General features: G+C 47.1%; 20 protein-coding genes and 1 pseudogene. All 21 read right to left on the bottom strand.

Annotation, left to right across the window (positions count from 1 at the left end; all coding sequences use genetic code 11):
* Positions 1-117: 117 nt before the first annotated feature.
* The 21 genes and pseudogenes from RQP52_RS31795 to nuoI all read right to left on the bottom strand — a co-directional run bounded on the left by RQP52_RS31795 (position 118) and on the right by nuoI (position 20,684).
* Positions 118-1,812 (bottom strand): phospho-sugar mutase, encoded by a 1,695-nt coding sequence (locus RQP52_RS31795; protein WP_315955554.1) that lies wholly within the window; start codon positions 1,810-1,812, stop codon positions 118-120.
* Positions 1,813-1,846: 34 nt separating this feature from the next.
* A complete protein-coding gene (gene fabZ / locus RQP52_RS31790; RefSeq protein ID WP_127453383.1) occupies positions 1,847-2,275 on the bottom strand; it encodes a 3-hydroxyacyl-ACP dehydratase FabZ in 429 nt (142 codons plus the stop codon).
* Positions 2,276-2,435: 160 nt separating this feature from the next.
* Positions 2,436-2,954, bottom strand: a complete 519-nt coding sequence (locus RQP52_RS31785; RefSeq protein WP_315955553.1) for a CDP-alcohol phosphatidyltransferase family protein — start codon at positions 2,952-2,954, stop codon at positions 2,436-2,438.
* 100 nt (positions 2,955-3,054) lie between these two features.
* Complete coding sequence (locus RQP52_RS31780; protein WP_315955552.1) at positions 3,055-3,285, bottom strand: DNA-directed RNA polymerase subunit beta; 231 nt, start codon at positions 3,283-3,285, stop codon at positions 3,055-3,057.
* 26 nt (positions 3,286-3,311) lie between these two features.
* Positions 3,312-4,178 (bottom strand): flagellar hook-basal body protein, encoded by an 867-nt coding sequence (locus RQP52_RS31775; RefSeq protein WP_315955551.1) that lies wholly within the window; start codon positions 4,176-4,178, stop codon positions 3,312-3,314.
* A gap of 23 nt (positions 4,179-4,201) precedes the next feature.
* On the bottom strand, positions 4,202-5,095 hold the full coding sequence (locus tag RQP52_RS31770; protein ID WP_315955550.1) for a flagellar hook-basal body protein: 894 nt from the start codon (positions 5,093-5,095) through the stop codon (positions 4,202-4,204).
* 25 nt (positions 5,096-5,120) lie between these two features.
* On the bottom strand, positions 5,121-6,122 hold the full coding sequence (mreB, locus tag RQP52_RS31765; RefSeq protein ID WP_079417018.1) for a rod shape-determining protein: 1,002 nt from the start codon (positions 6,120-6,122) through the stop codon (positions 5,121-5,123).
* 164 nt (positions 6,123-6,286) lie between these two features.
* Complete coding sequence (gene spoIIID / locus RQP52_RS31760; RefSeq protein ID WP_029195640.1) at positions 6,287-6,577, bottom strand: sporulation transcriptional regulator SpoIIID; 291 nt, start codon at positions 6,575-6,577, stop codon at positions 6,287-6,289.
* A 300-nt stretch (positions 6,578-6,877) separates the two neighbouring features.
* On the bottom strand, positions 6,878-7,609 hold the full coding sequence (locus tag RQP52_RS31755) for a M23 family metallopeptidase (protein WP_315955549.1): 732 nt from the start codon (positions 7,607-7,609) through the stop codon (positions 6,878-6,880).
* A gap of 82 nt (positions 7,610-7,691) precedes the next feature.
* Complete coding sequence (gene spoIID, locus RQP52_RS31750; RefSeq protein WP_315955548.1) at positions 7,692-8,744, bottom strand: stage II sporulation protein D; 1,053 nt, start codon at positions 8,742-8,744, stop codon at positions 7,692-7,694.
* A gap of 100 nt (positions 8,745-8,844) precedes the next feature.
* A pseudogene (locus RQP52_RS36560) lies at positions 8,845-8,955 on the bottom strand (RCC1 repeat- and reductase domain-containing protein); the annotation flags it as partial.
* Positions 8,956-8,996: 41 nt separating this feature from the next.
* Positions 8,997-9,188 (bottom strand): RCC1 domain-containing protein, encoded by a 192-nt coding sequence (locus RQP52_RS31745; RefSeq protein ID WP_315955547.1) that lies wholly within the window; start codon positions 9,186-9,188, stop codon positions 8,997-8,999.
* Between the two features lie 578 nt (positions 9,189-9,766).
* Positions 9,767-11,086 (bottom strand): UDP-N-acetylglucosamine 1-carboxyvinyltransferase, encoded by a 1,320-nt coding sequence (gene murA, locus RQP52_RS31740; protein WP_315955546.1) that lies wholly within the window; start codon positions 11,084-11,086, stop codon positions 9,767-9,769.
* Between the two features lie 197 nt (positions 11,087-11,283).
* Positions 11,284-11,544, bottom strand: a complete 261-nt coding sequence (locus tag RQP52_RS31735) for a DUF1146 family protein (protein WP_246069053.1) — start codon at positions 11,542-11,544, stop codon at positions 11,284-11,286.
* A gap of 19 nt (positions 11,545-11,563) precedes the next feature.
* Complete coding sequence (locus tag RQP52_RS31730) at positions 11,564-14,092, bottom strand: S8 family peptidase (RefSeq protein ID WP_315955545.1); 2,529 nt, start codon at positions 14,090-14,092, stop codon at positions 11,564-11,566.
* A gap of 257 nt (positions 14,093-14,349) precedes the next feature.
* Entirely contained in the window at positions 14,350-15,861 is a 1,512-nt protein-coding gene (locus tag RQP52_RS31725) for an NADH-quinone oxidoreductase subunit N (RefSeq protein ID WP_315955544.1), read from the bottom strand.
* Between the two features lie 4 nt (positions 15,862-15,865).
* Positions 15,866-17,488 (bottom strand): complex I subunit 4 family protein, encoded by a 1,623-nt coding sequence (locus tag RQP52_RS31720; protein WP_315955543.1) that lies wholly within the window; start codon positions 17,486-17,488, stop codon positions 15,866-15,868.
* Positions 17,478-19,379, bottom strand: coding sequence for an NADH-quinone oxidoreductase subunit L (nuoL, locus tag RQP52_RS31715; RefSeq protein ID WP_315955542.1), 1,902 nt, complete (start codon positions 19,377-19,379; stop codon positions 17,478-17,480). The genes RQP52_RS31720 and nuoL overlap by 11 nt, the downstream gene beginning before the upstream one ends.
* Before the next feature lie 15 nt (positions 19,380-19,394).
* Positions 19,395-19,706: an NADH-quinone oxidoreductase subunit NuoK gene (gene nuoK / locus RQP52_RS31710; RefSeq protein WP_127453411.1), complete on the bottom strand. Its 312-nt coding sequence runs from the start codon at positions 19,704-19,706 to the stop codon at positions 19,395-19,397.
* A 2-nt stretch (positions 19,707-19,708) separates the two neighbouring features.
* Positions 19,709-20,239 carry an NADH-quinone oxidoreductase subunit J gene (locus RQP52_RS31705; RefSeq protein WP_127453412.1) on the bottom strand — a complete coding sequence of 177 codons (531 nt, stop codon included), beginning with the start codon at positions 20,237-20,239 and terminating at the stop codon, positions 19,709-19,711.
* Positions 20,232-20,684, bottom strand: a complete 453-nt coding sequence (gene nuoI / locus RQP52_RS31700; RefSeq protein ID WP_315955541.1) for an NADH-quinone oxidoreductase subunit NuoI — start codon at positions 20,682-20,684, stop codon at positions 20,232-20,234. The genes RQP52_RS31705 and nuoI overlap by 8 nt, the downstream gene beginning before the upstream one ends.
* Positions 20,685-20,722: the final 38 nt, after the last annotated feature.

Below are 20,722 nucleotides of genomic sequence, written 5' to 3'. Positions count from 1 at the left end.
CCCTTCAGCTCCTAAACTCGAGGAAATAGGCCCAATGAATACGGATTTATTCCATCTATTCATTAGACGACCTATCCCTGACTTAGGTTCTGAAGAGGTTCAATTAATCCTATTTCATTATCCGTCTACACGGCTAAGTACATATTGAATGATGCGATCCAACTGTTCTGCAGCTTCTGCGCCTGAAGATCCTTTTACCGCAAAATAGAACTTAATTTTAGGTTCAGTACCCGATGGACGCAAACAGAACCAGGAACCGTCCTCCAGTTTGAATTTCAGCACGTTCTCAAGAGGAAGTCCATTTACGCCTTTGGCGTAATCTTCCATAGCCGTAACCGGCGTACCGGCAATCTCTGTTGGAGGGTTAGTTCTCCACGCTTCTACCATACGTCCAATTTGTTCTACGCCGTCTTTCCCTTTGAGCGTCCTTGACTCCAGTTTTTCCAAAAAGTAACCAAAGGATTCGTACAGCTCTTGCAAGACTTCATATAATGTCTTGCCTTGCTTCTTATAATAAGCTGCCGCTTCTGCGATAAGCATAGCTGCGATGACAGCATCTTTATCGCGCGCGTAGTCGCCAGCCAAATAACCATAGCTCTCTTCGTAGCCAAAAAGGAAAGTATGCTCGCCCGTTTGCTCGAACTGGGTCATTTTTTCCCCAATATATTTAAAACCAGTTAACGTATTTAACGTTGGAATTCCATAATGATCTGCTATTACTGCGCCCATCTCGCTCGTTACGATCGTTTTGACAACTACACCGTTAGCAGGAAGTGTTCCACGCTCTTTCAAGCTCGATAATAAATAATTAACGATAATGGCTCCCGACTGGTTGCCTGTAAGAACAAAGTACTCCCCGTTCTGATCCTTCACTACCGCACCCATACGGTCAGCATCCGGATCTGTCCCAATAATAATATCAGCATTCCATTCTTTAGCTTGTGCGATAGCGAGTGTAAAAGCTTCGCGTTCTTCCGGATTCGGAGACTTCACGGTTGAGAACTGTGCATCCGGCAGCTCTTGTTCAGCAACAACACGGACTTGTCCAAAACCCAGAGTTTGCAATACGGCTCTGACTGGCACATTCCCCGCACCATGGAGCGGCGTGAAGATGACACGGAAATCATCGCTAATTTCCTTAATCACATCCGGATTCTGGCTAATCGCGGTTACTGCCTTTATGTATGCTTGATCGACATCTTCGCCAAGCCATGTAAGAAGACCTTGTGCTTCTGCTTCCTCTTGACTAAGCTTCTTCACTTTATCAAAAGAGTCAATGCTCTGAACTTCGGCGATCACTTGCTCCGCAAACTGAGGTACGAGTTGTCCACCGTCTGCGCCATATACTTTATATCCATTATATTCAGGTGGATTATGACTTGCTGTCACGACAACGCCTGCTGTCGCGCCTAAGTATCTCACGGCAAAAGACAGCTGTGGTGTAGCATGTAAAGTTTTGAATAGATAGGCCTTAACGCCATTTCCTGCAAAAACCAGGGCAGCTTCTAAAGCGAACTCCGGCGACATATGACGTGAATCGTAAGCCAGTACAATAGAAGGGCTTTGTACGCCTGTGCTATTCACATATTGTGCAAGACCTTGGCTTGCACGACCAACGGTGTAGACATTGATGCGGTTCGTTCCGGCGCCAATAACGCCACGAAGCCCGCCTGTACCGAATTCGAGATCTTTGTAAAAGCGATCCTCAATTTCTTTCTCGTCTTCCCGAATTGCAAGCAGTTCCTTTTTCGTTTCTGCATCCACTGCTGGATCGTTCAGCCATAATTGATACTCTGTTTGTACGCGCGTCATAGTAGTCAGGTTCATCTCCTTTTTATCTATGGGGTTATTTATTAGCAAGGGCGAACATAAGTTCACCTTCGACTACCACTTTCTCGCCTACTTTTGCCACAGCTTGGCCTTTGACAATTGTTCCTTTAACACGTGTAATCGTCATTTCTAATGTCAGTGTATCGCCAGGCACCACTTGTTGACGCCAACGAATGCCATCTGCACCCGCAAATAAACCAATTTTACCTTTATACTCAGGCATGGAAAGGACAGCTACAGCGCCCACTTGTGCCAAAGCTTCAATAATCAGCACACCCGGCATAACCGGATAACCTGGGAAATGGCCTGCAAAGAAAGGTTCATTGATGGTAACATTCTTAATCCCTACCGCTTTCACGCCTTGCTCTACTTCCAAAATGCGGTCAACGAGCAGAAAAGGAGGGCGATGTGGAATAATTTCTTGAATCTGGTTAATATCTAGCATAACGGGTAATGCTCCTTTCAATTTCTTGTATAAAATACAAGGTAATCACTTACAATACTGGTGTCCCTTCATTAACTGCAGAAGTGAAGGTTCATATAGGGGGAGCTTATGTAAGGAGGTGTGTGCACAGCCCTCGCATAGGCTCTTTTTACGTAATTGTCTATTTCGCTTTGGCCCTCCGGTTTAAAAGCAAGAATTGAAAAATATAAATGAAGGAAGTTAAGAAGGATATCCCGATCACGAACCACAAGTACGTAATGGCGAAATCTAAATGAAAAACAATGAAGAGAATGGCGAGATAGTAAAGTACTGTCGTTAATTTCCCCATCACATTGGCGGGAACGGTTAATTTCCCCCTGAAGTGGACGAAAGCAGAACCCATGATCATGCCCAGATCACGTATAAAAATCGCTGCCGCCGCCTGCCATGGTATCATCCCTGTAATAAGCAGAGAGAGAATGACTGCAATCATCATGCACTTATCCGCAAGGGGGTCCAGCATAACACCAACAGGTGTTACCAAACCTCGAGTTCTGGCAATATAACCGTCTAAGATATCTGTAAGCCCTGCTGCCAGCAAGATCAGAAAGGCTATCTGGATATGGCCGCTGAAAAAAATGATGAGGTACACAGGGATAAGAACAAACCTGCTAATGGTGAGCATGTTCGGAATATTCAAAGTACCCCTCCTGCGCCTTTTATCTGGTATCTGACGATTAGCCTTCATTCATTATACATTTGCTAACACAAAAATAAAACTCCCAATAAGGGAGTTTGAATTAATTCGCAAATACCAAATCGTATAAATGCCGCCAAGTGCTCATATGGAAGATCTCCGCTGATGGCTGATGGCCCAGCTTGGAATATCCGACCCATAGTCCGATATAAACGGCTAGCAAGCAAAGAACAGGAATACGTATGATTTTGAAAATAAGCCATATGATGTTTAGCCATTTCGGCCTTGGTGCCTTTTTCTTCTTTGGAGTAGGCTTGTTAGGCTTGTCAGACATCGAGCCCTATCCCTCCCTTTCTACGATCAGGCGCGCAAATTATTCGCGATATTCATCATCTGATCGGCAGATGTAATCGCCCGGGAATTGAGTTGAAGCGCTCTTTGCACCATCACAAGATCCGTCATTTCGTCGGAAAGCGTCACATTGGATTGCTCCAAAAACCCCTGCATTAATGTAACCCGATTATTGGTTGTATCCAGCCCCGGATCCACATTTTGCAAAATGTTCGCCTTCTCGGCATCCGTAATTCCCGCAGGAAGTGCGTATAGGTTATCTCCAACATCTTGGAGCAACTGCGGGCGCACAACGCGAACCAGCTTGATCTGTCCAAGGTTAAGCGGCTCAGCACTCGGGTCCTGCTCACTGTATCCATTGATAATGCCATTTGGTTGAACAACGGGTCTGAAGCCAGCAGGTATACGAATAGGATTACCGTCTGTTCCTGTAACAAAATGACCCTCTTTGGTGGTAAGCACCGTATCGCCATTGGCATCAGGCGTCAAATTGAAAGACCCATTACGCGTCCATGCAGGTTGAAACACTTGGTTTCCGTTTCCATCAACCTTGCTGACGGACACTTCAAACAATCCGTCTCCCTGAATCGCAAAATCCGTAATACCGCCTGTAGACTGAATAGGTCCTTGCGCAAGGTTGGTTTGGATTTGCACCAACTTTGATCCCCATCCTTGGTTGAAACCAAGGGGAGAGAATCTGCCCTGCTGACGGAATCCTTCCGGCTGCGACTTCACATTGGTCAGAACATCCTCAAAGGAGGCATCCTTTTTCTTAAAACCTGTCGTATTGAGGTTCGCTATGTTATTGGACAAGATATCCAGCTTCTGCTGTAAGCTGTGCATGGATACCGATGAGTTAATCATGGAATTGTTCATGTGTGGCTCCTTCGCAAGCTAGATTAGACGCGTCCGACTTCGTTCGCTGCCTTGTCCATACTTTTATCATAAGATTGAATGACTTTCTGATTGGCTTCATAGGCGCGGAGTGCCGACATCATATCGACCATAGACTGCGCAGAATCCACGTTAGAGCGCTCGATAAAACCTTGGCGAACTTCGACCTGATCACCAACGGCAACCTGTGTAACCGTTGCTTCGTCGCCTGGATTAATCCGCAGCAAACCGTTCCCTTCACGCAGCAGAAGATTCGGATCCTCTGCACGCGAAAGCATCAATCCTACAGGTTGTCCAGCCTGATTCAACAGCGGTTGGCCGTTCCCGTCAAGGAACTCCCCTTTGTCTGTTACTTTAAAGGAACGAATGGGCTGGCCCGCTCCATCTACAAGCAGCAAGGGTTGTCCATCGCGACCCAACACCTGATTGCCATTGGCGTTCACGAGTTGTCCTGTCGGATCGACGGTGAACTTACCATTCAAGGAATACCGGCGTTCTCCGTTCGCATTCATCACGGTGAATAATGCCTGCGGCTGGAACGTGCGCTCCCCGTCCGCATTCACGTATTTCCCCGAAGCGTCGAATGCCATGCCAGGCACTTGGATGTTCGACACGAGGGCAAAATCAAAAGGATTTTGCGTTTCCTGCAGGTCGCCTTGTGCGTGGATGGAGATATTCTCCTCTGAAAACACACCAAGACTCATCTTCCCAAGCGGTGCCGTTGAGGCGCCTTGTCCACCGCGAATTGTAGAAATAAGCATCTCCGGGAACGAACGCGACAAGGCATTACCTTGTTTAAAACCCGGGGAATTAATATTAGCAATATTGTTCGTAATGGTATCGTGTCTGCGCTGCTCGGAGATCATTCCTGCCGCCGCGGTATACAGTCCTCTTAGCATCTCTTCACCTCTTGGATAAACTTGTCTAGTTAAATTTACGCTTGGAAACTTTATCTAGGTTATCGAGCATGATCCCAGTTCCTTTAACTACGCAAGACATCGGATCTTCCGCAATTAATACCGGAACCTTCAGCTCGTCTGCTAACAACTGATCCAGGCCGTGCAGCAAAGCTCCGCCGCCTGTCAGGATAACGCCACGGTCAATAATGTCTGCGGAAAGTTCAGGTGGCGTACGCTCCAAAACGCTTTTCGCAGCCGTTACGATCGATGAAACCGGATCCCATAGGGCTTCCTGGACCTCACTGGAGTGAATCGTAATCGTAAGCGGCAATCCGGATACCATATCTCTACCGCGAATATCCATCTCTTGATCTCTGCCATGTGGATATACCGTTCCGATTTTCAACTTAATATCTTCGCTCGTCCGCTCACCAATCAGCAGCTTGTACTTATTTTTGATATACTTCGTGATTGCAATATCGAACTTGTCGCCAGCGATTTTGATGGAAGAGGAGGTGACGATGTCGCCCATGGATAACACGGCCACATCCGTCGTCCCTCCGCCAATATCCACAACCATGTTGCCGCTAGGTTGGAAAATGTCCATACCGGCGCCAATTGCCGCTGCTTTCGGTTCTTCTTCCATGAATACCTCTCGGGCACCGCTGCGCTCAGCCGCTTCGCGGATCGCTTTCTGCTCAACCGAGGTGATGTTGGTAGGGGCGCAGATCAAGATACGCGGATGCGAATACCAGTTCTTGCCCCCTACTTTTGCAATGAAATGCTTTAACATCATTTCCGTAATATCGAAGTCCGCAATAACCCCATCTTTCAATGGACGAATCGCGATAATATTGCCTGGAGTTCTACCCACCATGCGGAAAGCTTCTTCTCCTACAGCAAGCACGCGTTTCGTATCGCTTTCAATCGCTACTACAGATGGCTCATCGAGCACAACGCCGCGTCCTTTCACATGAATGAGCACATTTGCCGTGCCGAGATCTATTCCAATATCCTTGCTTAACATTTCAAGTTAATCCTCCCTAAATCTACCGTCCATCCCGTGAAGAATCGGCGCTCTTATAGATAGTTCTAATTATAAGCTAAATTCGCTGTAAATGCATTAATTCCTCTTTTTCCGTGAAATTTCGACATGTCCAGTTCCAGGATACCGTCGGGATGATCGTATTTTTAGGATTTGACCGTGACTAAGTTCTCGGAGTGCTTCGGGTTTCGTGTCTTTCGATACTTGATTTTCGTCGCTTCTCCTCCCCTTAGATGTCTAATGGACTTGTGATACTCCAAAATGTGCTTCACCTGGTTGGCCAGGTCCGGGTTGATTTCCGGCAGTCTTTCCGTCAAATCCTTATGCACCGTGCTCTTGGAAACACCGAATTCCTTCGCAATCGTGCGAACCGTATTCTTGGTCTCGACGATACAGGTACCAATCTTAATGGTTCGCTCTTTGATGTAATCGTGCACTCCCCTCGCCTCCCTACTCGAGATAGTTTGGTAAAGTATATGAGGGGCATGACTAGATATTCTACGTAACCAAGCCTGACAAGCCCTTTTCCTATATTTATTTTCAAAAAAATCAGGAAATAAGGGCTTATGCGGTCTTTTTTGGCAAGGACAAGTCTGTTGTGTCCCTGATGGAGGGCAAGCCGTGGAGTAAATCCCCTAGGTTTCAAAGCAAAAAAGCAGCAGGATATACCCGCTGCCCTCATTCTATGTAGGCTGGTTGGTGACGAAGCCACCTGCTTGCCTTTTCATTTTAACCGATTACTGTTTAGCGTTTAGAATCGTTTCCGGATTCAGAGCGGCATTATCGCTAACTTGACGCACTTCAAAGTGCAGGTGCACGCCGTCTTCCTTCTCGAAATCATTACGTCCCGCTTTGGCGATGACGTCGCCTTTTTTCACTTCAGCGCCTTTGGTTACTTTGACTTCCGCTAAGCTTTGGTACACGCTGATCAAGCCATTGCTGTGTGTAATTTCGACAAGATTGCCGACAACTGGATTCTGCTCAACTGCCGTAACCTTACCGCTCATAGCGGCCAATACATCAAATGCTGTGCCATCTTTGGCTTTCAAATCGATTGCGGTATGCGGCGTCAATTGATCGTTATACTGAATCATTGCCGCCTGTTTAACTTCATTGGTTGCATTGGTGTCATAGAACGGAATGGATACGTCAAGAGCCGCTCTGTCTTTCACAGGCCATTGCATAGCTTCTGCTGGTGCGTTGACGGCAACCGCTCCATCTTTGGAATTGTCAGGTGCTTGATCGTCGCTGCTTACCTTAATGCCCAGATCGTCTTGGCTGACTGTTTTCGTACCTGTGTCCTGGTACACCCACATTAAGGTTAAGATAATTGCCGCTGCTGCTACATACGTTGCTGGGAATACCCATTTCTTAGCAAGCAACCTCTTCCATGCGGATGGACTTCCTTGTGCCCCTTGAACAGTTTTAGGAGCTTCTTCTTTTTGAAAACCTTTGTTTTGATCACTCATGGTTAATCACCTCATCAACCATTCTTGACACATTTAAAGGTTTTATACTTGAAGAAAGATATTTTTATAGAAACGTTATGAACTAAGATTTCTGGATAAAAGGGGTCGCTTTTTCAATAGAGATCCCTGTGTAATAGTAGGTTACAATCTGCTCTGCAGTCTTGCCCTCCTTGGCCATTCCATTAGCGCCCCATTGGCTTAAGCCAACGCCATGGCCGTATCCGTAAGTCGTAAACGTAATTTTGGAACCGGACCATTTCCATGCGAATTGAGAGGATGCTAATCCTAGCTTCTCTCTTACTTCTCGGCCAGAGAAGGTTTTTCCTCCGATAGTCATCTTCTTGATTCGGTGTCCCATTGACCACTCTAGTACTTTCATACTCTTTGTTCCGGTACCAGTTGTGGCTATACTCGTAACGCCTAGTTTCTGCAGCATACTCTTGTACGTAATGTCTACCGTTTCTTGGTAACGTGAAGACAGCTTCACATCCCACGGACTGGGCACGCTGCGTAGATAGGGACTCATGAATGGCCAGTAATCTTCTGAGTTTTCCGTATACCCGTTACTCGTTGAGAAAAAAGTAGCATTGATAGGCTTGTGCTCGTAAGTCAAAATCAGATCTTTCGTTTCATTCACAGCTCTATCGATTTTGGCCATATTCGTTTCATACGTACCTTTGGTCCACTTCTCTCTTAACTCTTGATCGGTCAGATAGGCTTGATGTGCCGTTGTGTCTGTTACAAGCGCATCATTTACAGGCACATTACTATAATCCTTCTCTAGCACCCTGCGTATGACGTATGTTCTAGCTGCCATTGCTTGCGCTTTGAGCGCTTCCAGCTCGAACTCTACTGGCATTTCTGCAGCGAGTACACCTTTCACATACTGCTCCAATTGCACCGTTTCGATTTCATCTTTTTTGGTCAAATAGACAGGGATCATCAACCCTCCAGCAGTCACCGTCTCCTGATGAGAGCCATCAATCGCTAGCTGTACAGAGGGCGAATCGTCGCCCCCCGGAATCTTCTTGACTAGCAATCCAGGAACAAGAAGGATGACGCAGAGCATAGAAGACAAACAAACAGCCATCCATAGGATGGCCCCGCGGCCAGGAACACGTTTTTTCTTCAACATCGTCTCAGCAGCCTCCATAAGCGCGTTTACTAGCAGGTATTTTGGTATGACTTAGCTTATGAGAGGCGCTAATAGATTAGAACACGTTGCAATTTGAGATTTACAGACCTGTGACTTGAGCAGGCGTATAATGGTCCGTCCTTGTGCCGTCTCCAAGCTCGCGCCAATAGTTATGACCCCAAGCCCATACCGTTCCATCGGACTTTAACGCTAAACTATGGTAGAAACCAGCTTCTACATCGGTTACATCTGTTAAGTGCCTAAACCGTTACCTAATTGCCCTAAATTGCCATCGCCCCAAGCCCACAAAGTGGCATCTGTCTTTAAAAATAACGAATGCCCCCATCCTGTTGCCAGGACCGTCTTCAATTGAGGTGGATTCGTTGGATTTCCCTGCGCCGATGCAGGTACGATCATCATGGCGAGTAACATGAAAGTAAGCATTGAAGTAAAACTTTTTCTTTCATCAACATTAATGTTCTCTCCTTCGCTCGATAAAAATGGTTACTTGATTGGTTGGTCAGAATCATAGATTCCAACATCCTAGATAAACTTATCCCCCTTTCTATTAGTGTAAAAATATGGAATTAGTTACATAATTAATAATACTATCTAGCATGGTTAAATCAATAGTAAACTTTTACAATATTTGTATAAAGTATTGGAATCTCGCAATAAAGCATAGAGAGCAAATAATCAGCTATCAGTAGGCAAAAAGAAGGGGACTTTGGCCAGATAATCAACTGGCACAAATCCCCCTCAGCTAACGCTCAATTAGAGGAACTAGAGTCCTCTATCTTCGTGAAAAAACGAGCTATTGCCACTCTGAGCGGAACTACAGGGTCTTAATTGTCCACAATAGCGCCTTTTACAGATGAAATCGACAAAATAGCGGATCGTAGTTCCTCTTCCCACATGGAAATTCCGCCTTTTCAGAAAAATAGCGGACTCCAGCTCCCATAACAGCTGCATATGACCATAAAAAAAACCGCCGGAGCTTTCTCCGACGGTTCTTACTTATCCTACGCTAACGTTGGCTGGATATTGAAAAAAACCAGCTCCGCCGCTTCTTGCTCCACTTGTTGCGGCACCGACCGATAAATATCGGCACCAAGCCCGCGCAATACGTCTGTAATATCGACATATCCGCGATCAATATGGTGAACGCCTGTAATCTCGGTCTCACCTTCTGCTGCCAACGCCGCCAAAATCAGCGCGGCTCCAGCACGCAAGTCGGTTGCACACACTTTTGCTCCGCGCAGCTTCGCGTTACCGCTGACGATAGCCGTGCGGCCATCGACTTTAATATGAGCGTTCATGTTCGCGAATTCTTCCACGTGCATGAACCGATTCTCGAACACCGTCTCCGTTACAAGACTTGTGCCATCCGCCACCATTAACAGCGCCATCATTTGCGACTGCATATCGGTTGGGAAGCCCGGATACGGCAATGTCTTCACGTCAACCGCACGCAACGGCCCCGTGGCACGCACGCGAATACCGTTTTCGTCTTCTTCGATGACAACGCCCATTTCCTGCATTTTGGAAATAACAGGACGCAGGTGATCCCCGATAGCATTTTCCATGTACAGTTCACTGCCGGTAATAGCAGCAGCAATCATATATGTGCCCGCTTCTACGCGATCCGGTATAACCGTATGTACGGCCCCACAAAGTTTCTCTACGCCTTCTATGCGAATAACGCCCGTTCCAGCACCGCGAATAATTGCACCCATCGCATTCAGATAGTTAGCCAAATCGACAATTTCCGGCTCTTTGGCTGCATTCTCAATGATGGTTGTGCCTTCCGCAAGCGTAGCCGCCATCATAATATTTTCGGTTGCGCCAACGCTGGCTACATCCAAATAAATTTTAGCACCCTTCAGGCGCCCCTTCACTCTGGCTTCAATATACCCTTGGCCTAATTCAATATCGGCACCCATCGCTTCGAAGCCTTTGAGATGCTGATCAATTGGCCTCGTACCAATCGCACAACCGCCTGGGAGTGAAATTCTTGCTTGCCCCCGTCTTGCTAATAATGGCCCCATAACAAGGAAAGAGGCTCTCATTTTACGGACTAGATCATAGGATGCTTCGCATGTGTCAATGCGTTCCGCACGAACACGAATAACCTGACGGTCATAGGCGACTTCAATACCTAAGCTTTGCAATACTTTATTAATGACTAGTACATCGTCAAGGGGAGGCGCATCGTGGATGACGCTTTCACCTTCCGACCCCAGAATGGAAGCTGCAATAATCGGCAGTACCGCATTTTTCGCTCCGTTGATTTTCACATTGCCAGCTAACTTTCGGCCACCGCGGACGATAATTTTGCTCATCATGGTCCCTCCGCGCACTTATTTTAATTACAAGGTTTTGCACATTTCCTAAGTTTATCATCACAAGCCACATAGTTACAACTGTGTTCTTTTGGTATTCTGAAGCACCTACATAGAGTTCGAACAGGATCTCCATTTTCGATCCGTTCTACTATCCATTGTTGACAACAATTTAAATCATTATTCGAAAAAAGGAATTAAAACATCTTTCCGAATCCCATGGAGAAGCCTAAATATTGGATGAAAAAACTGGCAACTAAATGCCCGAGCCCAATAGAAAGTAGAATTTGTAGCATAATGGCTTGTGCGCCTTTTGGATTCTTAAGCAGCACATCAAAGCGAAACGCTTGCAGCGCCCACCACGCGAGGCCGATACACAGGATATAAACCACGATATCGACCATGTTCATTACCGAAGCATACTTCGCGGCTTCATTCCATTTATCCGCTTCTCCCATAGGTCACTCCTTCTCGGTTCTACCGATTCATTACTTTCACCAGCATAGAGACGAATTCAGCGCGTGTGGCTTGCTCATCAGGATGGAAGGAACCATCTGAATAGCCGGTGATCCAGCCGTCAGCCCACATTTGTTTCAAAATACCCAAACCCCAATAAGACTCATCTACGTCGTTAAAAGGTGAATTCCCCCGCTTCTTCCCTGTCATATTCATGCTGCGGGCAAGCATTTGTGTCATTTCCATTCGCGTAAGCGTACGATCAGGTCCGAAGGTTCCGTCAGGGTAACCAGCAACAATATCTGCTTGCAGCGCTTTGGCGACATAATCATAGGCCCAGTGTGAAGTGGGCATATCGGAGAACTTCAGATCTTTACGCTTCGTCAGCTTCAGGGCTCGAGTCAATACCGTTGCTGCTTCTGCCCGGGTAATCGACTGATTCGGGGCAAAACGATAATTGCCATACCCGCTAATCACGCCTTGCTCCGTAAGCTTGCTTATCGCATCTTGAGCCCAATGCCCTTCAATATCGGCAAATCCGCTTACGAGCGTATAACTGTTAATTTTCAATCTGTAAATTTGACTCATGAACCATTGATTGGCTTGCAGCTTAATATAATAGGTGCCTGCATTCAACGTTTTCTCAACAAAAAGCTGATCAGAACCATACTCGTTTCTATAAAAACCTTGTTCCTTCAATGTGCTGTCATATAGCGTTGCATACATCGTCCTCGAAGTAGGGATGTTAGTCAACCGTACTTGCGCCAGACCATTTTGGCCCATTCGGAATTCAAACCAATCAACATCATCATTGTTATTAAATAAACCTTCGTACACGGAATTCATCGCTGCAAATGTTGCCTGATACGACTTATCATTAGGTTCATTCGGATCAATTAATTTCGGCGTATATTCAATTTCCAGCGTATATTCACCTGTTATCGGCTCCGTATAATCCTTCGTATTACTGACTCGAATATAGTATTGCCCTGGAAATACATCCATGAGCGAGCTGATTTCAATCCCGCCATCTCCACCTTGATCTATAGTGATCGACTTTTCTCCTTCTTTCTGAAAAAGAATCATCGGATCTATACGACCCGTATCGACGGAGAGCTTCAACCTTATTGAGCCTGAATGCTCTAGAGGTAAGACAAACCAATCGACATCCCCTTTCTGGTGAAAGGTTCCGCGAATCGTTTGGCTGCGTTCAGGAAGCGCAAATGCTTTGTACTGCTTATCATTATCTTCAAAAGGGTCCGTGTAGATGATAAAATCCGTTTGCAAACTGTAACTGATCCCTGTTTTCCGTTCGCGATCTACGGTTTGAAGCTGCACATACGTGCGCCCTTTTGTCACTTTCACCTTAAAAGGCTGAGTTCCATCCGAGGAACTATTGGAAATAAAAGTTTCCCCGGAATCAAAGCGTACACGAATACCCGCACTATCGGTGTTTTGCAACCACAGCTCAATATATCCGTCATAGGCCGCATCAATCGCGTACCAATCCTCATCCAGCGCGGAGGATAACGCTGCTTTCACAGAGGTATGTATAGGCAGCTTAGCTGCTTGACTCTGACGATCATTTGGCTCAAATCGATCCTCTTTATAAGGCTTAGTCAGCGCCATATCCACACGCAGCAGCCCATAACCTGTTTTAGCATCCCAGCCGGTTTCTGCCAGATCATCCGCCGTCTGCTCCAGTTGAGATCTCACTTCATACGCGCTCATCGTTGGAAATTTACTCCACACAAGTGCCGCTGCCCCAGCAACCTGCGGTGCGGACATCGAGCTACCGTCTTGATACTGATAGCCGCCGCCTAGTGCTGTAGTATACACATCCCACGGTGCAACCAGATCCAGCTCCGGCCCGAAATTCGAACGAGGATCCGCCTGCTTATCAGCCGTAACGCCTCCTACAGCCAGAACCGTTGGATACGCTGCAGGGTATTTCACACTCATGCTTTCATTGCCGACGGCAGCCACCAGAAGGACATTGTGATCCTCTGCATACTTTACTACCCCTGCCATGTAATCGGAGTACTTATTCAGTCCCAGAGAGAGCACGACAATCTTCGCCCCATGATCCACAGCATATTTGATGCCTTCGCCAAGCTTCGCTTCGCCGCCTGTTCCATCTGACTCCAATGCTTTGATCGGCATAATTTTAGCGATTGGAGCTATGCCTGCAATGCCTTTATCGTTATTGATTGAAGCCGCAATGATGCCAGCTACGTTCGTTCCATGTCCATTATCATCAATTGGCTTTTTTGAGGGCTGTAGCAAATTCACGCCTTCTACCAAATTACCTACCAAATCAGGATGTGTAAGATCAACGCCGGTGTCAACCACAGCTACTACAATGGATGCACGCGAATCTCCAGCCGCAGCCCACGCTTCATTGATGTGGATCATATCCAGATAGGTCTGTTTGACCCTCATGGGATCCGTCGAAACGGGATAGGCTGCTTCTGTTTTTGTAACCATCACTGTAAGTTCCACAACAAGCATCATCAGGACGATGAACCCTAAGTGTCGAATGAATTTCATGAAATCACAGTTCCTTTATCTCGTAATGGTCTTATGCCTTCTCTATCTATACCACATTACCCGTCTTCTCGATACATATAACGGTTTTTCTTCGCAAAAAGTTCAGAACTTTTGAAAAAAATCCGGGGGGTTATCCACTTCTGTCTATTGTACATGCAATTATGGGATTTGTGTGTGATTTGGAGGCAATTACCACATTCCGTTTCTAGGTGCAAAATCAAAAAGCCCTCCCCAGCAAGGGGAGGGCTCATTCCTATTTACATCAAGATAAAATCCTTCGTGAGCATGAAGATAGATTCAATCCATTTGAGCACAAGATGCGGCACCAAACCTAGCGCTACGCTGATAAGAGCACATAACCAGACTGTTATGCCCAAAGCAACAGGCACCTTAACTTCAGCCGACTCATAATCGCTGCGCATAAACATTTGGCGAACGACACCAAAGTAGTAGTAGAAAGATACGACGCTCGTCGCGATCATTAGGGAGCCGAGCCAGTATTGATGGGTTTGCATTGTACCGAATATGATGTACAACTTACCGAAAAATCCGCCGGAAATCGGAATTCCAGTTAAGGACAACACAATCAGTACCATGGCAGCAGCTGTAAAAGGAGCACGGTAATACAGACCTCCGAAGCCCTTGGCCTCGGTATGCCCCTCTGCTTGCTCAATAATCATCAGTACCGCGAAAGCACCGATGTTCATGAACAAGTACGCGATCAGATAGAAAATAAATTCAGAGAAATTCGCGTAGTGGACACCAGAGAAGTACGTTGCAATTGGTACAAGCAAATATCCTGCATTGGCAATTCCCGAGTAAGCCAATAGCCTTTTCATGTTGGTTTGCTTCAGGGCGATGAAATTACCGACCACCATGGCGATCGCAGCCATAACTGAAATGGCCAGGAACACATCGGATTGGAATTTCGATTCCTCGAAAGAAGAAAACCCGAACAAGACGTAGAAAACTCGGAAAAGGATGGCGAATCCGGCACCTTTGGACACGACAGCCAAGAAAGCCGTCACAGGTGTCGGTGCGCCTTCGTAGACATCCGGTGCCCAGCTGTGGAAAGGGGCAGCGGCTATTTTGAAGCCGAAACCGGCAAGCAGCATGAAAAATGAAACGTAGAGCAGCGGCTCATAGGAACTAATGAGCGATGGAAGCGCCGCGCCAATCTGTGCAAGATTGCTCGATCCCACCATCCCATATAGGAAGGACATGCCATACAAGATGATGGCAGAAGATATGCCACCCATTACTAAGTATTTAAAGGCTCCTTCATTGGACTTGCTATCTTTCTTCTTCATCGCCACAAGCAAGTAAGAGGTAATACTAAGCAGTTCCAGCCCTACGTACAGCGTTATTAAGTCGCCCGAGGATGACATAATCATTGCGCCGAGCGCTGCAGGCAGATAGAAGTAGTAGTACTCACCTACATGCGGGATCGTATCTTCCTTCACGGAACTTAGACTCATCAGAACGACGAGACCCGTTCCTACCAAGGTGAACAATTTCAGCAGATTGGAGAAATCATCCACTCTATAGCTTTGATTGAGCAGCTGAATCGCCTCATCCGGGTTCAACTGAAGCAAAACAAACACGCCGGAAATCACAAGGCCGACCAAGGTCAACCATCCAATAACGGAACGACTTAACCTGCTCGGCAGGATCAAATCCAAGAGAGATAGGATGATCGCGGTGGCAACCAGCGAAAGCTCAGGGAGCAGATGCACTAAATCGGCGACTTGGAGTCGAAGCTGTTCCACCGGACTAACCTCCTATCTTCCCGGCTACGCTTTGGATCAATTGATCCAAGCTGCCTATCGTTTGCTGAAGCGGCTGGCTCAGCACGCTTGGGTATACCCCGAGCAAGAGGATGAACGCCACCAAGGTAATCATCGGCACCGCCTCGATTAATCGTGCGTCGCGTATCCCTTGCAGGACGAGGTTTGGCTGCTTAGGGCCAAACGTGATGTTCAGCACCCCGCGCAGCACGTACACCGCTGCGAGAATGATCCCCAGTGTACCGATAATCGCGTACACCCGGTGTGTCTCGAAGAGTCCGAGGAATGCGAGGAACTCACTGATGAAGCCGGATAAGCCCGGCAATCCGAGTGAGGCCATCCCCGCAATCAGCAGAATCCCGCTGATGAAGGGAACCGACGAGGCGAGACCGCCTAAGCGATCGAGCTCGGTCGTGTTCGTCCGCTCGTAGATGCTGCCGACGAGCAGGAACATCAGGGCCGAGATCAGACCGTGTGAGATCAGTTGGAACACGGCTCCCTGAAGGCCCGACACGTTAAATGCGGCGAGACCGAGCAGGACGATGCCCATATGGCTGATACTCGAGTAAGCCAGCACGAGTTTGAAGTCTTTTTGCACCATCGCGAGAATGGCGCCGTACACGATGTTGATAACGCCTAGGAGCGCTAGCATCCAGGCCCACTGCTTCGCTTCCGCCGGAAAGAACAGAATGCCGAAGCGGATAAGGCCGTAAGCTCCCATTTTGAGCAAAATGCCGGAGTGAATCATAACAACAGCAGGCGGAGCCTCTGTATGTACTTTTAGCATCCACGTATGGAACGGGAAGATCGGCAGCTTGATGCCGAATGCGACCAGCAGCATGATGAACACGGTCCATTTCATGGCTGGGCTTAGGAAGAACGGCGCTCCCTCTTGATTCACATAAGCAGCGGGATCCTGCAGCAAATTATGTGCAATGGTATGAATATCTCCGCTGTAGTAAATGATAGCCTCTGTCTGCGACGGATCTTGGTTGAAGCCTGCCGTGCTGACAAGGATAAGGAACGCGATCAGCATAATCGCTGAACCGAGTCCGTTGTAGAGAAGGAAGCGGTTCGCCGCCTGCTCTCTGTTCATATAGCCCCATATTCCGATCAGGAAGAACATCGGCACGAGTGTGATTTCGAAGAACAAGAAGAACAAGAACAGGTCCTGAGCCATAAAGACGCCGAACATACCGGTTTCCAGCAGCAGGAATAAAATAAAGTACGTTTTCCAGCGTTTCTTGATATACACCGAGGCTAAAGCGGCCATGGATGAAACAAGAGCGGTTAGAAATACAAGCGGCAATGAAATTCCATCAACGGCAACGCTGTATTTGAATTCAAAGAAATACGATGTGATTTGTTGAATCCCCTCATGGTTCAGTGGGACTTTGATCCAGTCGAGTTGTTCTTTGTATTGAAGCGGATCGCCTTGAAAGTTGTAATCAGCATACAACCATGCCGCCAAAATAAGCGGAATCAATGTCGTGAGGATACCGATTGTTTTAATTAAACGGCCGCGATCACTTCGAATGAAGAGCAGGACCAGCACACCGAGCAAAGGTGAGAAAGCGATTAGACTGAGTATAGGTAGATTAGCCGGCATGGATGAACCTCCTTCCTGCGATGGCGAGCGCCAAGATCAGCATCCCTAGAATCATGATGACGCCATAGGTCTGCATCTGGCCATTTTGAAGGCGGGAGCCCAAACGCCCAAGACTGACGACAGTAAAGGCGACCAAACGCACGATACCATCAATGATGTACACATCAATCAGTTCAAGAATCCATCCTAAACCTCGCAGTGGCTTGACGATAAGACCGTCATAGATTTCATCCACGAAATATTTACGGTTCAGCAGTGTGTACAACCAAGGCAACTTACCGGATATAACATCCCGCGGAATCGTGCGTTTCAGGTAGATCAGGTACCCTAGACCAATACCAAGCAACCCTGCGAGTGTGGATAAAATAATTACGATCCAATTGGCTTTCTCGTCATGTTCTTGACCCGTTAACCAGTGGCCCAGCCACTCGTTGAACGGCGTATTCACAAACCCTGCAACCACAGCAAGTACAGCCAAAATGATGAGCGGTATCGTCATCGTGGAAGGCGATTCATGAGGCTCATGGGCATGGTCGTCGTGCCCGTGCGCTTTCCCTCTAGGCGAACCTAAGAAAACCAGGAAGAAGAGTCGGGACATATAAAAGGCGGTGAAGAAAGCCGCAATCACACCAACCCAGAACAACAGCTGGTTATGTTCATAGGCTTCTGTCAAGATCATATCCTTCGACCAGAACCCTGCGAATGGGAAAATTCCCGAGAGCGCCAAGGTTCCGATGGCAAATGTCCAGGTCGTTATTTTCATTTTGCGGGATAAGCCGCCCATTTCATTGATGTCCTGCGTATGCACGGCGTGAATCACGCTGCCTGCGCCCAAGAAGAGCAAGGCTTTGAAGAAAGCATGCGTGAATAAATGAAACATCCCTGACGTATACGACACGCCAATGCCGAGCGCCATCATCATATAGCCAAGCTGACTTACCGTCGAATAGGCGAGAATACGTTTGATATCGTTCTGCGCGATCCCAATCGTCGCCGCAAAGATGGCCGTAAAGCCCCCCACATAAGCAACAACCAGTAAGGCATCCGGCGAAGCATGGAAAATATCAAACGTACGCGCCACTAAGTACACCCCTGCGGCAACCATTGTTGCTGCGTGGATCAGCGCACTGATCGGCGTCGGGCCTTCCATAGCGTCAGGCAACCAGGTGTGCAGCGGGAACTGACCTGATTTCCCCATGGCTCCGATAAAGATCAGAACGGCAATCCAAGTGACGATGGTCGGGTCAATTTTGCCCGTAGTGAAGGCATTATGTATAGAGGTAAAATCAAGTGCATGCCCCGGCATGTACCAAAACAGCAGCAGGATGCCAAGGAACAGGCCCACGTCCCCGATGCGTGTAACGATGAAAGCTTTTTTCGCTGCAGCCTTCGCCTCTGGTTTGAAGTACCAGAAACCTACAAGCAAGAAGGAACATACCCCTACAAGTTCCCAGAAAATGTAGAGTTCTAACATGTTTTCTGAAATAACCAGACCTAACATGGAGAAAGAGAACAAAGCGATATAACCAAAGAACACATGGATTCGCTCGTCGCCTTTCATATAACCTCTAGAGTAAATATTAACGAGGAGAGAGACCAACGTGACGATGACCAGCATCAGGGCGTTCAAATTGTTAACCTCAAACCCCATACTCAAGGTAAAATCGCCAACTTGCAGCCAATTCAGCTTATCCCACGTATAATCCTCAACTTTGCCGCCGATGCGTTCAACAAATATCAGCACAGCGACGATAAATGAGGCGAACATCGCAAAAATACTGATATAAATGCCCAAGTCCTTTAATTGACGTCCCATAGCCGTAAGCGCTAGAAAAGCAATCAACGGAAACAACGGAATGAGCCAGGCGTACTGTGAATAGTCCGATACCATATCCTTGTTAGCCTCCTAGCGCTTCATAGAATCCAAATCCGTTACATCTACTGTTCCTCTATTTCGGTAAATCGTAATAAGAATCGCTATCCCGACAGCTGCTTCTGCGGCTGCAATCGTAATATTGAAGAGTGAGAAAATTTGACCTGTCAGCGCCGGATGATCCCCGAGTTTGGAGAAAGCGATCAAATTTAAGTTCACCGCATTGAGCATCAACTCAATTGACAATAACACGATGACCCCATTTTTTTTCGTTAAAGCGCCGTACAGACCGATACAGAACAGGATTGCAGCCAGCGTGAGATAGGGAGTAATGATGTTGCCCATAGCTAATCCTCCTCTCTCTTCGCGACGATAATAGCGCCTATGAAAGCGACTGTCAGCAGCACAGACATGATTTCGAATGGAATCACGTGCTGGTTATACAACAGTTTGCCGATTTCTAATGTATTGTCTTTACCGGCATCTAAAGACCCTTGGGAGACGAAGGTCGTTTTTTGAATCGCATAGAACAACACCCCGAACAAGCCCAAAGCGCCAACTATCGCCAAACCTTCGTGCCACGGACGCCTTGGTTCCTCCTCTTCCCCTTGTCTGTGCTTCGTCATCATAATGCCGAAAATCATAAGGATCGAGATCGCCCCTGCATAGATCAACACCTGTACGAAAGCAACAAACTCAGCTTCAAGGATAATATATAGCCCTGCTAAGCTAATGAACGTAAGCGCAACGGCAATGACCATATGAACAACTTTGGTAAAAGAAATCATAAAGATCGCTCCGCCGATGGCCAGAAGGGCGAAAATGAAGAAAGCCCAGCTTGAACCGCTTGAGAGGAAATCACCAATTCCGCTAAACATCTTTCTTGGCCCCCCCTTTTGGCATGGCCGAGTTATTCTCTTGGCGAATGTTTTGGTTATTTTCATTCAACCATTGCAAATTTTTGAAAAGATCATCGCGACTGTAGGAACTTAGCTCGAAATTATTCGTCATAACGATCGCTTCCGTCGGACACACCTCTGTGCAAAGATCGCACAAAATACAAATTTCGAAGTTGATATCGTACGTATCAATGACCTTCCCCTTTTTCTCGGGGTCCGGATTCGCTTTACCCGTCAAAGTAATGCACTCGGTTGGGCAAATACGCGCACATTGATTGCACACGATGCACTTCTCTGGGTCAAAATGTTGAATACCGCGAAAACGATCCGGCATTTTTATCGGGACCTCAGGGTATGCGTACGTGATTTTTTTCTGTGTCATGCTTTTCAACGTTACGCCTAAGCCTTTGATTATGCCCTTCATTTGGTTCACTCCTTAGAGTTTTGCTTTTGCAAAACTGA

This window comes from Paenibacillus violae, assembly GCF_032461945.1.
Lineage (GTDB): Bacteria > Bacillota > Bacilli > Paenibacillales > NBRC-103111 > Paenibacillus_E > Paenibacillus_E violae.
The sequence above is the reverse complement of the archived record's forward strand: the minus strand, read 5'-3'. Positions and strand labels throughout refer to the sequence as shown.